Origin of the sequence: Sphingomonas sp. BGYR3, from assembly GCF_025153455.1 — a bacterium.
Lineage (GTDB): Bacteria > Pseudomonadota > Alphaproteobacteria > Sphingomonadales > Sphingomonadaceae > Sphingomonas.
The window spans coordinates 129,272-142,774 of sequence record NZ_JANZNT010000002.1; the positions used below are offsets into that span (position 1 = coordinate 129,272).

Below are 13,503 nucleotides of genomic sequence, written 5' to 3' on the forward strand. Positions count from 1 at the left end.
GATATGCGCGTCAGTCCAGCGACTTGACGATTTCCTCGACCATCTTTTTCGCGTCCGCCAGCAACATCATGGTGTTGTCGCGATAGAACACCTCGTTATCCACCCCGGCATAGCCGACGCCGCCCATGCTGCGCTTGATGAACAGCACCGTCTTGGCCTTTTCCACATCAAGCACGGGCATGCCGTAAATGGGGCTGGACTTGTCGGTCTTGGCCGCCGGGTTGGTGACGTCGTTCGCGCCGATGACAAAGGCGATGTCGGTCTGAGCGAATTCGCTATTGATGTCCTCCAGCTCGAACACCTCGTCATAGGGGACGTTCGCTTCGGCCAGCAGGACGTTCATATGGCCCGGCATCCGGCCTGCGACGGGGTGGATCGCGTATTTCACGCGGACGCCATGTTCCTTCAGCTTGTCGCCCATTTCGCGAAGGGCATGCTGAGCCTGGGCCACGGCCATGCCGTATCCGGGGACGATGATGACCTGTTCCGCCTGGCTCATCAGGAAGGCCGCGTCCTCGGCGCTGCCGCGCTTCCACGGCCGGTCGACCGCCGCCGCGCCGGCAGGGCCGCTGTCGGTCGCGCCGAAGCCGCCCGCGATCACGCTGATGAAGCTGCGGTTCATCGCCTTGCACATGATGTAGGACAGGATCGCGCCGGACGATCCCACCAGCGCGCCGGTGATGATCATGGCGGTGTTGCCAAGGGTGAAGCCCATCGCCGCGGCTGCCCAGCCGGAATAGCTGTTCAGCATCGACACGACGACCGGCATGTCTGCCCCGCCGATCGGGATGATCAGCAGGAAACCGATGGCAAAGGACAGGACGAGGATCGTCCAGAACACCCACTGGCTCTGGTCCTGAGTGAAATAGCCGACCAGCGCGACAATGGCCGCAAGTGTGCCAAGGTTGATGACGTGGCGCGCGGGCAGCAGGATCGGCTTGCCGCCCATATTGCCGTTGAGTTTCAGGAACGCGATGACCGAACCGGAAAAGGTGATCGCGCCGATGGCGACGCCAAGACCGAGTTCGATGCGGCTGACCGTCGCGATCTGGCCCGCGGCATCGGCAATGCCGAACGCATCGGGGTTCAGGTAAGCGGCGGCACCGACCAGCACGGCGGCCAGGCCGACCAGGCTGTGGAAACCGGCAACCAGCTGCGGCATGTCCGTCATCGCGATCCGGCGCGCGGTGACGATGCCGATGGCCGCACCGATGCCGATGGCGATCAGGATTTCGGGCAGCGCGGCGATCTCATGCGTGATCAGCGTAGTGACCACCGCGATCGTCATACCGATCATGCCATAGCGATTGCCCGCGCGGCTGGTCGACGGGCTGGAAAGGCCACGCAGCGCGAGGATGAAGCAGACGCCCGCCACCAGATAGGCGAGCGCGACCCATGGATTGATTGGTGCGGCCTCGTGCATGGGCTCAGCCCTTCTTCTTGTACATGGCGAGCATCCGCTCGGTGACGGCGAACCCGCCAAAGATGTTGATGCTGGCCAGCACTACGCCGAGCAGGCCCAGCCATTTCGCCACCGGCGACCCCGCAGCCGCGGATGCGATCAGTGCGCCGACGATGATGACCGAGGAGATCGCGTTCGTCACCGCCATCAGCGGCGTGTGCAGCGCGGGCGTAACCGACCAGACGACATAATAGCCCACGAAACAGGCCATGACGAAGATCGACAGGATCGAGATGAAGTCCATGGGTTCAAGCTCCCAATCGATCCTCCCCATGCATCGCATGGGGAGGGGGACCGCTCGCCGCAGGCGAGGGGTGGAGGGGCGATGCCCAAGCCATGATGGCCTCGGCTGTGTGGTCGGGGTCGGAAAGCACGTCGCGGGCCGGGATGCGGAGAACCGTCAGTCCCTTGCCCCGTAGAAAGTCATCACGCCGCCGGTCGTGATCCAGACGATTGGCATGAGCCTTGCCATCGATTTCGACGACCAGCCGGGCCGCAGGGCAGTAAAAATCAAGGACATAGGGCGGCAACGGATGCTGGCGGCGGAATTTGGCCCCCAGCGAACGGCGCCTAAGCGCACGCCACAGCAGGACCTCCGGCAAGCTCATCGACCGCCGCAGCATCCGGGCGCGATGCACTGTTCCTGCCCCTCCACCGCGCTGCGCGCGGTCCCCCTCCCCATGCGGGGCATGGGGAGGACCCTGCATGGTCATGAGGCCAGCAGCCTTTCGTTCACGACCTTGCCGCCATGCGTGAGGCGGATGGCGGTGCCGATTTCCTCATCCAGCACGGGCTTGCCGGCTTCCTTGTCCCAGAAGGCGGACAGGAAGTTGAACAGGTTGCGGCTGAACAGGGCGCTGGCGTCGGCGGCCAGGCGGCTGGCGACGTTCTTGTGGCCGACGATCTTCACGCCGTGGATCGTCACCACTTCGCCAGCGACCGAGCCCTCGACATTGCCGCCGCTCTCCACGGCCAGGTCGACGATGACGCTGCCCGGCCGCATCGATGCGATCTGCGCGTCGGAAATCAGGCGCGGGGCCGGGCGGCCGGGGATCAGCGCGGTGGTGATGACGATGTCCTGCTTGGCGATGTGCGACGATACCAGTTCGGCCTGTGCCGCCTTATATTCGTCGCTCATTTCGGTGGCATAGCCGCCCGAACCTTCGCCCTCGATGCCCTTCACCGCTTCGACGAAGATCGGCTTGGCACCCAGCGACAGGATCTGTTCCTTGGTCGCGGAGCGGACGTCGGTTGCAGACACCTGCGCGCCCAGGCGGCGGGCGGTGGCAATCGCCTGAAGCCCCGCGACGCCGACGCCCATCACGAACACGCGCGCGGCCGAAACGGTGCCCGCCGCCGTCATCATCATCGGAAAGGCGCGGCCATATTCGGCGGCCGCGTCCAGCACCGCCTTGTACCCCGACAGGTTCGCCTGCGACGACAGGATGTCCATGCTTTGTGCGCGCGTGATGCGCGGCATGAATTCCATGGCCAGCGCCTCGATCCCCAGCGCGGCATAGGCGTCGACGCGCGCACGCTCGCCAAAGGGATTGAGACCGGCGGCCAGCCAGGCGCCGGATTTGATGCCCGACAGGCTGTCGGGTGCCGGACCCTGAATGCCCAGCAGAATGTCGGCGTCCGCGATCACGCCCGCCCGCGGGGCCAGGGTGGCGCCGGCATCGGCATAGGCCGAATCGGCAATGGCGGCGCCGTTGCCGGCCCCCTGTTCCACCGTCACCGTCGCGCCGAGGCCGACGAATTTCTTGACGGTTTCAGGCGTCGCTGCAACGCGCGCCTCGCCCGGAGCGGTTTCCCGCAGGACGCCGATCTTCACGTCAGGCGATCAGCCAGACGACGAAAGCGGCGATGGCAACGGTGATGCCCGTGCCGATTTTCACCATGCGCATGAACCCGTCATAGGTTTGCTGGTGAGCCCCGGTATTGCTGCTGTTTCCAGCCATAGATCATCCCCTAAATCGGTCCGGATAGTTGGTCCTGCGCCTGTCCTAGCGGCGCAGTCCGTCCGGCTCAAGGTTCGCCTTGCCGCCCCGCGCCCGCAGCGTCAACCAACCGCTGGGGCAGGTGGGCTTAAGAGCAGCTTTACCCATTGCCCCTAGGGTCATCGTCCTGAACCGGGACAAGAGGGGACCCAACCGGCCATGAATCGCAACGGCCAGCGCCTGTTGATGCTGATCGACGACGAGCCTGCGCAGCGCAGGTTGATCGCCGCAATCGCCGCACGTCGCGGGTGGCGCACGCTGTTTGCGGGCGATCCCGAAACGGCGCTGGCGACGCTGGGCACGCCGGACGGCATGATGCTGGATGCGATCATCATCGACAGCTGGGCACAGGAACTGGATGCCGGCGCGCTGATCGCCGAACTGCGCGCCAACCGGCCGCAACTGCCGATCATGGTGCTGACCGCCAACAGCTCTGTCGCAGCCGCCGTGGGGGCCATGCGGTCGGGCGCGACCGATTTCCTGGTCAAGCCGCTGGCGTCCGAACGGCTGCTGGCGGCGCTGGATGCCGCCGTGGGCGCGCGCACGGCGGGCGAATTGCGCCCGCTGACCGAAAAGCTGTCGGCGCAGCTGGGGTTCGACGAAATCGTGGGGTCCGCGCCCGCATTCCGGACTGCGCTCGCTATCGCGGCGAAATCCGCCCGATCGCGCGTCCCCGTGCTGATCGAGGGGGAAAGCGGCGTCGGCAAGGAAGTGGTGGCAGAGGCGATCCATGCCGCCAGCCCCCGTGCGCGCAAGCCGATCGTGCGCGTCAATTGCGGCGCGATCCCCGCGAACCTCGTCGAAAGCGAGCTGTTCGGCCATGAAAAGGGCGCGTTCACCGGTGCGTTCGAACGCAAGATCGGCCGGTTTCAGGAAGCCGATGGCGGCACCCTGTTCCTGGACGAAGTGGGCGAAATGCCGATCGAGGCGCAGGTCAAGCTGCTGCGCGCGATCCAGTCGGGCGAGATCCAGCCGCTGGGCGCGCGGCACAGTTTTGTCGTCGATGTCCGCGTGATTGCGGCGACCAACAAGTCGCTGCCCGAAGAGATCGAGGCCGGGCGGTTCCGCGAGGACCTGTATTACCGGTTGAACGTGGTTCAGGTGACGATCCCGCCGCTGCGCGAGCGATTGGGCGATATCCCGGCGCTGGCCCGGCACCTGCTGGCGCGGATTGCGGAGCAGCCGGGGCTGCGCCCGCTGGGCATCACGGACGAGGCGCTGGCGCTGCTGGCGACGTACGACTGGCCGGGCAATGTCCGCCAGTTTCAGAACGCGTTGTTCCGCGCATCCGTGCTGTGCGAGGGCGATGCGCTGACCCGCGCCGATTTCCCGCAGATCGCTCAGCTGGCTGCGGGCGGACAGACGGCTCAGCCCGGCCACCGCGTCCATGCCAATTCGGGCGGCGTCACGCTGTTCACCCCCGATGGCAATCTGCGCGCGCTGGAGGAGATCGAGGCGGATGTGATCCGGCTGGCGATCGGCCATTATCGCGGGCGGATGACCGAAGTGGCGCGGCGGCTGGGGATCGGGCGGTCCACCCTGTACCGCAAGCTGGGCGAGCTGGGCATCGATCAAAGCGCGGCCTGACCGCGCGTCCCCCTTGACCCGCGCCGATGCGCGGCGACAAAAGCCCCCCGATGCGGCGTTCCGCCGATGGGGAGCAGGATCCACAATGAAGCCCGTTTTCATGCTGCTGCTGGGCGCAGGCCTGACGCTTGGCGCGCCGGCCACTGCCCAGCGCGCGGTGACGCCCGACGATATCGCCCGGCTGGCGCGGGTGGAGGACCCGGACGTCGATCCGGCGGGACAATGGGTCGCATACAGCGTCCAGACGACCGACCTGGACGCGGACCGGACCGACAAGCATCTGTGGATGACCCGGTGGGACGGCAGCGGATCGGTGCAGCTGACCGGGCGCAAGGGCGAGCGGGAATCAAAGCCGCGGTTCAGCCCGGATGGCCGCTACCTCGCGTTCCTGTCGGGCCGCGCGGCAGAGGACGACAAGGACGGCGATGCCCTGTGGCTGATGCCGCGCGCGGGCGGCGAGGGCGAGAAGCTGCCCGGCATCAAGGGGTCGGTCGATGATTTCGCCTGGTCGCCCGACGGCAAGCGGCTGGCGCTGATCGTCACCGACCCGGAGCCCGAGGCCGATGCAAAGGCGGACGGGAAGGCGGACGACAAGGCCAAGGACCGGCCAAAGCCGATCGTGATCGACCGGTTTCAGTTCAAGCAGGATTATGTCGGCTATCTGGGCAAGCAGCGGCAGCGGCTGTGGCTGTATGATCTGGCGACGCGGACGGCCCGGCGGCTGACCACCGGCAATTTCGACGAAAGTCTGCCCGCATGGTCGCCCGATGGCACGCGCATCGCCTTTGCCTCCAACCGCGCGGCCGATCCAGACCGGACGCACGACAGCAACCTGTTCGTCGTGACCGTGGGCGACAAGCCCGCCGATCCAAAGGTGCTGACGACATATGAGGGCGCGGACGCCGATGTCGGCGGCGACAGCTATCCGGCGTGGAGCCCGGACGGGCGCAGCATCGCCTATATCCAGGGCGGGCCGGTGATGCTGATCGGTTATGGCGTACAGGTGCTGGCGGTGGTGCCGTCGGCAGGCGGGGCGGCGCGGGTGCTGACGCCCGAGCTGGACCGCAACGTCACCCGGCCGGTGTGGAGCCCGGATGGCCAGTCCATCCGCTTTCAGGTGGAGGATGACGGCAATGTCCGCATTGCCGAAGTGGCGGCGGTCGGCGGCGACGTGCGCGACGTGGCGCGGGTGACGGGAACGTTCGGCGCGATGGATGCCGGACCCGGCGGGGCGCTGGTCGCGCTGCATTCCAACCCCGCGCTGCCGGACGAGGTGTTCGCGATCGAGGGTGGCAAGCCGCGCCAACTGTCGCGTCATAACGAGGCGTGGCTGAAATCCGTCAAGCTGGCCAAGGTGGAGCCGACGCGCTTTACGTCGGCCGACGGGACGGACGTGCACGGGTTCCTGATCACGCCGCCGGACGCGCCAAAGGGCCGCCGCCTGCCGACGATCCTGTATAACCATGGCGGCCCGCAGGCGCAGTTCGATGCCGGGTTCGACATTGGCTGGCAGGTGCTGGCTGGCGCGGGATACGCCATCGTGTCCACCAACCCGCGCGGCAGCACCGGAAGGGGCCAGGCGTTCGCGGCTGCGCTCTATGCCGATTGGGGCGGCCCGGCCGTGCCCGACGCGCTGGCCGGGGTGGACGATGCGGTCAAGCGCGGCATTGCCGATCCGCAGCGCCTGTACATCGGCGGTTGGTCCTATGGCGGCATGCTGACCAATTACGTCATCGCCAGCGACACCCGGTTCAAGGCGGCGGTAAGCGGGGCGAGCATTTCCAACGTGCTGGCCGGATATGGGACCGACCATTATATCCGCGATTACGAGACGGAGCTGGGCACGCCCTGGGCCAATACCGATGTGTGGATGAAGAACAGCTATCCGTTCTACAAGGCCGACCGGATCAGGACGCCGACCCTGTTCATGGTGGGCGAAAAGGACCTGAACGTCCCCGCGCTGAACAGCGAGCAGATGTATCAGGCGCTAAGCAGCCTGAAGATCGAAACGCAGCTGATCGTTTATCCCGGCCAGTTCCACGGGATTACCCGGCCCAGTTTCCTGAAGGACCGGATGGAGCGGTGGCTCGCCTGGTTCAAGGCGCATGGCGGAGTGTGACGGCGGCGGACCTCAGCCGGGCACGCGGTCGCGCCAGGCGGCGACCATGGATTTGACATCGACCCGTGCCCGAAGCCGCGCGGCGAGCAGGGCGGTGCCGCTGATCTTGCGCTGAGCGAACAGGGTTTCGATGGGCGGCAGGTGCCAGACGGCGCGGTCGGCGGCGACGGCCATCCCCTGTTCGCGCAGGGCATGGACGACGGCGCGGTCGGCAAAGTCGAACGGCCCGTCACGACCAAGCTCGCCCATCACCGCATCGATCATCTGTCGCACCGTTTCGGGATGTCGTTCGACGAGCGGCTGCGACATAAAGCCCGCCGCCAGTGACGCCTCGCGCACCCGGTCGGCATCGCCATCCAGCCCGGCCATCAGCATCCGGTGATAGCCGAGCGCCGTGGCCGTTGTCACGGGCCGGGCCGCGCCGAAATCGAGCAGCACCAGTCGGCCCGTTTCCGGCTGAACCCGGTAATTGGCGAAATTGGGATCGGTCTGCATCCAGCCGAATTCGAACAGTTCGCGCAGGACCAGGTCGATGAGGTTGGTCATCAGCCGGTCGCGCACCGCCTGATCCGCATCCTCCATCCGTTCGATGGACACCCCCTCGACATAGGTCATGGCGAGCACGTGGTCGGCGGTGAATTCCGTATCCAGCGCGGGCACAACATAGCGGTCGTCGCCGTCGAGCAGCGCGCGGAACCGCTCCATCTGCTCGCCCTCGCGCAGGTAATCCGCCTCTTCGTGCAGCTGTCGCTTGGCCTCGGCCAGCAGCATGTCCAGGTCGATCGTGTCGGGCAACAGGCCGGTCAGGCGCAGCAGGGTGGCGACATTGTCGACATCGCTGTCGATGCTTTCGCGCACGCCGGGATACTGGACCTTGATCGCAAGATCGCGCCCGTCACGGGTGGTGGCCCGGTGCACCTGACCGATCGAGGCCGCAGCGATGGGCCGCGCGCCGAACCGGGCAAATCGGGTGCGCCAGTCCCGGCCCCAATGCTGGGCCAGCACCCGCTGAAGCTGTTCGGGCGGCATATGCTGGGCATCCGCCCGCAGCCGGGCGAGAATGTCAGTCAGTTCCTGTGGCAGCACATCGCCCGCGTCCATCGAGACGAGCTGCCCCAGCTTCATCGCCGCGCCGCGCAGCTGGGCCAGCTGTTTCGTGACGCGCATCGCATTGGCCGGGGTCAGCAACAGATCGGTGCGGCTGGGCCGCTTTCCGGCCGCAAGCTGGCGTGCGCCCTCTGCCAGCATCCCGCCCGCGACGCCGCCAGCCAGCGCGCCGAAGCGGGAAAGGCGGGCGATGCGCCCTTGCGGTACTGCGCGGCCGCGCTCGTCAACGGGGTTGCTTGCCATGGTGCGGATATGGGGGCCGATCCGCCACCCGCAACACGGGCTTTGTGCCGTGTTGCCGTTCAGCCGAACAGCCAGGCGCCCATCATCCGGTCCCCGGCAAAGCTGAACAGTCCGGCCAGGAACAGGCCGCCGAAATACAGGCCGGCAAGGTGAAAGCGGTGCTTGTCGATCCGGCCGGTGCGCGCGGCATGGACCGAGCGGACGGCACCGATGATCGTCATCGGCACGAACAGGTGGATGAGGCTGAAGTCGCCATGATTGACGTGCCGGATGAAGATGGCGGAAATCGCGGTGACAATCATCAGCATCACCCAGATGCGTCCCAGCTGCTTGTGCAGCGGGCTACCCTTTCGCGCGATCAGGATATAGAGGCCCAGCGGCGCGGCAGGCACCACGGTGATGACGTGGATCATCACGGCCAGGCTTTTCCACGACGAGTGTTCAGGCGCGAGGCCCAGCATCGCCCGGCCGACCGCCGCCAGTGCCATGACGGAGATGATCGTGGCCGAAGCGATCAGGCCCCAGCGGACCAGCGGCGGATAATCCATTGCCACGGAACGGGCGGTGCGCGGCGTGGCGGGCGAGCGGGAAAGGGCGGTTGCGGTCGTCATGGCTTGGCTCCGTCTTGGATGACGGGGCCGGTTTGCCAGCGGGCATTTCGCGGGCAAGCACGGGTGCGCGGATGGTGCAGCGCGTGCGTCAATCGCGCGGAAAAGCGGTGTTTTTCCCCTTCACGAAGCGTGAAATGGCAGCCATGGTCGCGTCATGCCATCGGCCCGCCAGATCCTGATCGACCTGACCATCCTGATCGTGATCGGCGTTGCCATGGCGTTGATCGGGCCGTTCGGCAGCTTTCGCGCGTCCTTTGCCTGGCGGCTGGTCTATTGGTGCGGTGTCATCGTGGCCGGTTACGCCTTTTACCGCCCTGCGGGGAGCATCGCGGCATGGCTGTCGCCGCGATTGCAGGTGCCGGAATGGACCATGTGGGTCGCCGCGTGCGTCGCGGGCACCGTGCCGATGTCGGCCGTGGTCTGGCTGACCGGATGGCATGGCGGCACGATGCGGATGCCGTCGCTGGAAGAGGCGGTGGCTCTATATGGCCAAGTGCTGGTGATCGGCACCATCGTCACCATGATCTTTTTCCTGATCGCGCAGCAGCAGCGGGCGCGCCGGGCGCTGGCCAGTGTCGACATCGAAGCATCGCCAGTCGCGGCCCCCTTGCCAGCGTCTTTGCCAGCGTCCCCGGCGCCGCCATCCGGCCCGGCCGCACCGTTCCTGGACCGGTTGCCGCCGCGGCTGGGGCGCGTACTGATCGCGCTGGAGATGGAGGATCATTATGTGCGGGCGCATACCGCCAGCGGCAGCGACCTGATCCTGATGCGGATGCGCGACGCCGTCGCTGAACTGGACGGCATGGACGGGGCGCAGGTGCATCGCAGCTGGTGGGTGGCGCGGGCGGCAGTAACCGGCGTGCGGCGCGAGGGCCGCAATCTGCGGCTGACGCTGACCGGCGGACTGGAAGCGCCGGTGGCGCGGGGCAAGGCCGCCGAGCTTGAGGCGGCAGGCTGGTTCTGACCCGTCAGCCGGGGCGGCCGACCAGCGCATGATCGCGGCATCCGCGCCAGACGCGGACCGCCTGAACCGTTTCCGGCACGTCATGGACGCGCAACAGCTGGCAACCCGCCTCTGCCCCCCTGATCGCCAGCGCGACGGAGCCGCCGAGCCGGCGGTCCACCGGCGCCTCGTTATCCAGCGCGCCGATCAGCCGCTTGCGGCTGGCCCCCAGCATCACGGGACAGCCAAGACCATGGAACAGCGTCAGCCCGTTGAGCAGGGCCAGATTGTCGGTCAGCCCCTTGCCGAACCCTATGCCCGGATCAATCAGGATGTTCGACCGCTGAATACCGCGCGCGCTGACGGCGGCGATCCGCGCCTCCAGCCAGTCATACACGTCGATCAGCGGATCGGCATAACCGGAGCCGCCGTGCGGCCCGCTCGCCGGATCGGGCGAGTGCATCAGGATGACGGGACAGCCGGCCGCCGCCACGACCTCGACCGCGCGCTCGTCATAGGCAAGGGCGGCGACGTCGTTGATGATGTGCGCCCCGGCGGCAAGCGCTGCCTCCATCACCGCGGCCTTGCGGGTATCGATCGACAGGGCGGCGCCGGATGCCGCCAGCCGTTCGATCACCGGGACAACGCGCTTGATCTCGTCCCCTTCCCACACGGTGGTAGCGCCCGGCCGGGTGGATTCGCCGCCAATGTCGATCAGCGCAGCACCCGCCGCGCTCATGTCATAGGCGGCCTGGGCCAGGGCAGCGGGGTCATCGCCATGCGCGCCGCCATCGGAAAAGCTGTCGGGCGTGACGTTCAGGATTCCGGCGACCAGCGGCTGATCGAGGCGCAGCATCCGTTCGCCCGCGCGGATAACCGGGCGGGGGGCGGAGATCGCGGCGGCAAGCGTGCGGAGCCGTTCGGCCTGACCATCGGGCAGACCGGCGATCAGGCCGGGCAGTTCCTCCACACGGACCAGCATCTGCGCGATCCGGCGACCCTGCTGGACCGCAATCAGCTCATAGGCGGAAAACCAGGACAGCCCCCCGGCCAGCCGGGCAACCTGTCCATCCAGCCCGATGGGGCTGTCGATAAAGGCAGTGGGGCGAAGATAGAGCCGCGCATCGGCGGGCAGGCTGTTGAGCGTCATGCCCGCTGCCTTAGCGCAGAGGCCAAGCGTTGCGCCAAGAAAAAGGGGCGGGCCCGATCAGGCCCGCCCTGCAAGCGATCAGTTGCCGCCGCCAAAGGCGATGCGGACACCGCCGCCGACGATCGACTGGCGCGATTCCACGCCCAGCGTCGCGGGCAGCAGCGAAACGTCGGTCTGCGCCCGGTCCGGCGTCGCGCGCCAGGTGTACTGGGCGAACACTTCGAGGTTGTTGTTCAGCTTGTAGGTCGCGCCGCCCATCAGCTGATAGGCAAAGCGGGTCTGCTTGTCGTTGACGACCTCGACGCCCGACGGCTGATAATCGACATCGACCTGCATCGCGCCCAGACCGACGCCGAAATAGGGCTGGAACCGGCCGGTGCTGTTGATGTCGTAATAGAGGTTGCCGAAGCCGTAGATCGTCTTCACGCTGCCCGGGTCGGTGGCGAGGATCGCACCGACGGTCGGGTTGGTGGCCAGAGCGGGGCCACGGGTCAGCACGGCGACGTTGGCGCCGTCGATCACTGCGCCGCCAGCGGCCAGGTTGCGGTGGCTGTCCACCTTGCTGTCGGAATAGCCGCCTTCGAATTCGATGCGCAGGCCGCCGTCAAAGCGGTAGCCCAGCTGGCCCGACACGTCATAGCCGGTGTTGAAATCCGTTTCCCAACCCAGCGAGGTGCCGGCCGGGATGGCGCCGAAATCGGTGGTGGCGGGAACGGTGGTGGTGAACTCACCCTGGTTGGTCGAGCTCTGGTCGAGCGTCGCACCGCCGCGGACACCGATATAGACCTGGGCGGCGGCGGGGGCAGCCGGGATCAGGGCGATCGGAGCGGCAAGGAGAAGGAGCTTACGCATGGAACGGGTCCTCTTGTCAGATATGCTTTTGGCGCAATCAGCATTCAGGCGGCCATTGGCCGGCCAGGCTGATCGAGCGCACAACGACATTCCGACCCGCTGGTTTCACGGATTTCACCGCAAAAGCGATGCGAGCCACAGCAGCGTGGCTTTGCTGCAACAGTGGCCCTAGGGCTGGGTTGACAGCAGATAATCCTGTCTAATCAGATCGATAGCGCGCAGGCCCTGCGGTGTATCGACGTGCCAGAACGTCCAGCCGTTGCAGGCGGGGGCATTTTGGACAAGCGATCCGACCTTGTGAATCGATCCCATATGGTCACCGCACGCCAGCGATCCGTCGGCCAGAATGGTTGCCTGCCACCGCCGTTTGGCGTCGGTCAGCACCTGACCGGGCGTCAGCATTCCGTTTTCGATGAGCAGGCCAAAGGCGACGCGCGGCGGCTTCACCGCCGACTTCATCGATTTCAGCGCGCTTTCGTCCAGCGGCAGGGCGGCATCGATGCGCGCCTGTGCAGCCTCGACATAGGTTGCATCGCGTTCGATGCCGATGAACTTGCGGCCCAGGCGGCGGGCGACCGCGCCGGTGGTGCCAGTGCCGAAAAACGGGTCAAGGACGACATCGCCCGGCTGGGTCGTGGCCAGCATGACGCGATAGAGCAGCGCCTCGGGCTTTTGCGTCGGGTGCACCTTGTGCCCCGTATCGTCCTTCAGTCGTTCCTGACCGCTGCAGATCGGAAATTCCCAGTCGGAGCGCATCTGCAACTCGTCGTTCAGGGTCTTCATCGTCTTGTAGTTGAACGTGTATTTCGCCTTTTCGCCCATCGACGCCCAGATCAGCGTTTCATGGGCGTTGGTAAAGCGCGTGCCCTTGAAATTGGGCATCGGGTTCGCCTTGCGCCAGACGATGTCGTTGAGGATCCAGAAACCCTGATCCTGAAGCAGATACCCGACGCGGAAAATGTTGTGGTAGCTGCCGATCACCCAGATCGAGCCATTGGGTTTCAGGATGCGGCGAGCCTCTGTCAACCAGGCCTTGGTAAAGCGGTCATAGGCGGCGAGGCTGGAAAACTTGTCCCAGTCCTGCGTCACGGCATCGACATGGCTGCCATCGGGGCGATGCAGATCGCCGCCGAGCTGCAGGTTATAGGGCGGATCGGCGAAGATCATGTCGATCGACGCATCGGGCAGACCCTGCATCGCGGCGATGCAGTCGTCCATCAGGATGGTGTCGAGCGGCAGGCGGACGGGCGCCTTTTCCATCGTGCGCTGCGCGCGCTTTACCCGTTCCACAACCGCCATGAGATGCCCCCGAATTCGTCAGAGGCCGGACAAGGCCCCAAGTCGGGAGTCCCCGTCAAGCGCGCAATGGTTAACGAAAAGCGCGGGGATTCCATGCGGTTCCGGGCGATTCCTGCCATGATGGCAGATA

At 66.4% G+C, this 13,503-nt stretch carries 13 protein-coding genes; 3 read left to right on the plus strand and 10 right to left on the minus strand.

The features are described 5' to 3' along the window. Positions 1 to 10 precede the first annotated feature (10 nt). The 5 genes from NYR55_RS12415 to NYR55_RS12435 form a co-directional block, all read right to left on the minus strand. A complete protein-coding gene (locus NYR55_RS12415) occupies positions 11 to 1,423 on the minus strand; it encodes an NAD(P)(+) transhydrogenase (Re/Si-specific) subunit beta (protein ID WP_260021816.1) in 1,413 nt (470 codons plus the stop codon). A gap of 4 nt (positions 1,424 to 1,427) precedes the next feature. Beyond that, positions 1,428 to 1,706: a proton-translocating transhydrogenase family protein gene (locus NYR55_RS12420; RefSeq protein WP_260021817.1), complete on the minus strand. Its 279-nt coding sequence runs from the start codon at positions 1,704 to 1,706 to the stop codon at positions 1,428 to 1,430. A 4-nt stretch (positions 1,707 to 1,710) separates the two neighbouring features. Next, positions 1,711 to 2,085 carry a DUF559 domain-containing protein gene (locus NYR55_RS12425; RefSeq protein ID WP_260021818.1) on the minus strand — a complete coding sequence of 125 codons (375 nt, stop codon included), beginning with the start codon at positions 2,083 to 2,085 and terminating at the stop codon, positions 1,711 to 1,713. Positions 2,086 to 2,171: 86 nt separating this feature from the next. Then, entirely contained in the window at positions 2,172 to 3,296 is a 1,125-nt protein-coding gene (locus NYR55_RS12430; protein ID WP_260021819.1) for an NAD(P) transhydrogenase subunit alpha, read from the minus strand. A 1-nt stretch (position 3,297) separates the two neighbouring features. Then, positions 3,298 to 3,423, minus strand: coding sequence for an aa3-type cytochrome c oxidase subunit IV (locus NYR55_RS12435; RefSeq protein ID WP_260021820.1), 126 nt, complete (start codon positions 3,421 to 3,423; stop codon positions 3,298 to 3,300). 198 nt (positions 3,424 to 3,621) lie between these two features. On the opposite strand from NYR55_RS12435, the gene NYR55_RS12440 reads away from it, so the two are divergent. Together NYR55_RS12440 and NYR55_RS12445 are read left to right on the plus strand one after the other, a co-directional pair. After that, the gene (locus NYR55_RS12440) at positions 3,622 to 5,049 is read left to right on the plus strand and encodes a sigma-54 dependent transcriptional regulator (protein WP_260021821.1); all 1,428 of its coding nucleotides are present in this window, start codon (positions 3,622 to 3,624) and stop codon (positions 5,047 to 5,049) included. Positions 5,050 to 5,134: 85 nt separating this feature from the next. Further along, positions 5,135 to 7,168 (plus strand): S9 family peptidase, encoded by a 2,034-nt coding sequence (locus tag NYR55_RS12445; RefSeq protein ID WP_260021822.1) that lies wholly within the window; start codon positions 5,135 to 5,137, stop codon positions 7,166 to 7,168. Positions 7,169 to 7,180: 12 nt separating this feature from the next. Here the strand turns inward: NYR55_RS12445 and NYR55_RS12450 are convergent, their stop codons facing one another. Together NYR55_RS12450 and NYR55_RS12455 are read right to left on the minus strand one after the other, a co-directional pair. Further along, a complete protein-coding gene (locus NYR55_RS12450) occupies positions 7,181 to 8,518 on the minus strand; it encodes an AarF/ABC1/UbiB kinase family protein (protein ID WP_260021823.1) in 1,338 nt (445 codons plus the stop codon). 59 nt (positions 8,519 to 8,577) lie between these two features. Next, positions 8,578 to 9,129 (minus strand): DUF2306 domain-containing protein, encoded by a 552-nt coding sequence (locus tag NYR55_RS12455; protein ID WP_260021824.1) that lies wholly within the window; start codon positions 9,127 to 9,129, stop codon positions 8,578 to 8,580. 154 nt (positions 9,130 to 9,283) lie between these two features. On the opposite strand from NYR55_RS12455, the gene NYR55_RS12460 reads away from it, so the two are divergent. After that, the gene (locus NYR55_RS12460) at positions 9,284 to 10,093 is read left to right on the plus strand and encodes a LytTR family DNA-binding domain-containing protein (RefSeq protein ID WP_260021825.1); all 810 of its coding nucleotides are present in this window, start codon (positions 9,284 to 9,286) and stop codon (positions 10,091 to 10,093) included. 4 nt (positions 10,094 to 10,097) lie between these two features. On the opposite strand, the gene folP is transcribed toward NYR55_RS12460, so the two are convergent. The 3 genes from folP to NYR55_RS12475 form a co-directional block, all read right to left on the minus strand. After that, on the minus strand, positions 10,098 to 11,222 hold the full coding sequence (folP, locus tag NYR55_RS12465) for a dihydropteroate synthase (RefSeq protein ID WP_260021826.1): 1,125 nt from the start codon (positions 11,220 to 11,222) through the stop codon (positions 10,098 to 10,100). Between the two features lie 78 nt (positions 11,223 to 11,300). Further along, the gene (locus NYR55_RS12470) at positions 11,301 to 12,074 is read right to left on the minus strand and encodes an outer membrane beta-barrel protein (protein ID WP_260021827.1); all 774 of its coding nucleotides are present in this window, start codon (positions 12,072 to 12,074) and stop codon (positions 11,301 to 11,303) included. Positions 12,075 to 12,242: 168 nt separating this feature from the next. Continuing rightward, positions 12,243 to 13,373 (minus strand): DNA methyltransferase, encoded by a 1,131-nt coding sequence (locus tag NYR55_RS12475; protein WP_260021828.1) that lies wholly within the window; start codon positions 13,371 to 13,373, stop codon positions 12,243 to 12,245. Positions 13,374 to 13,503: the final 130 nt, after the last annotated feature.

Bases quoted from the DNA above. Each gene is read 5' to 3' on its own strand.
- NYR55_RS12415 (WP_260021816.1), bottom strand. From the start codon at position 1,423: ATGCACGAGGCCGCACCAATCAATCCATGGGTCGCGCTCGCCTATCTG.
- NYR55_RS12420 (WP_260021817.1), bottom strand. From the start codon at position 1,706: ATGGACTTCATCTCGATCCTGTCGATCTTCGTCATGGCCTGTTTCGTG.
- NYR55_RS12425 (WP_260021818.1), bottom strand. From the start codon at position 2,085: ATGCTGCGGCGGTCGATGAGCTTGCCGGAGGTCCTGCTGTGGCGTGCG.
- NYR55_RS12435 (WP_260021820.1), bottom strand. From the start codon at position 3,423: ATGGCTGGAAACAGCAGCAATACCGGGGCTCACCAGCAAACCTATGAC.
- NYR55_RS12440 (WP_260021821.1), top strand. From the start codon at position 3,622: ATGAATCGCAACGGCCAGCGCCTGTTGATGCTGATCGACGACGAGCCT.
- NYR55_RS12445 (WP_260021822.1), top strand. From the start codon at position 5,135: ATGAAGCCCGTTTTCATGCTGCTGCTGGGCGCAGGCCTGACGCTTGGC.
- NYR55_RS12450 (WP_260021823.1), bottom strand. From the start codon at position 8,518: ATGGCAAGCAACCCCGTTGACGAGCGCGGCCGCGCAGTACCGCAAGGG.
- NYR55_RS12455 (WP_260021824.1), bottom strand. From the start codon at position 9,129: ATGACGACCGCAACCGCCCTTTCCCGCTCGCCCGCCACGCCGCGCACC.
- NYR55_RS12460 (WP_260021825.1), top strand. From the start codon at position 9,284: ATGCCATCGGCCCGCCAGATCCTGATCGACCTGACCATCCTGATCGTG.
- folP (WP_260021826.1), bottom strand. From the start codon at position 11,222: ATGACGCTCAACAGCCTGCCCGCCGATGCGCGGCTCTATCTTCGCCCC.
- NYR55_RS12470 (WP_260021827.1), bottom strand. From the start codon at position 12,074: ATGCGTAAGCTCCTTCTCCTTGCCGCTCCGATCGCCCTGATCCCGGCT.
- NYR55_RS12475 (WP_260021828.1), bottom strand. From the start codon at position 13,373: ATGGCGGTTGTGGAACGGGTAAAGCGCGCGCAGCGCACGATGGAAAAG.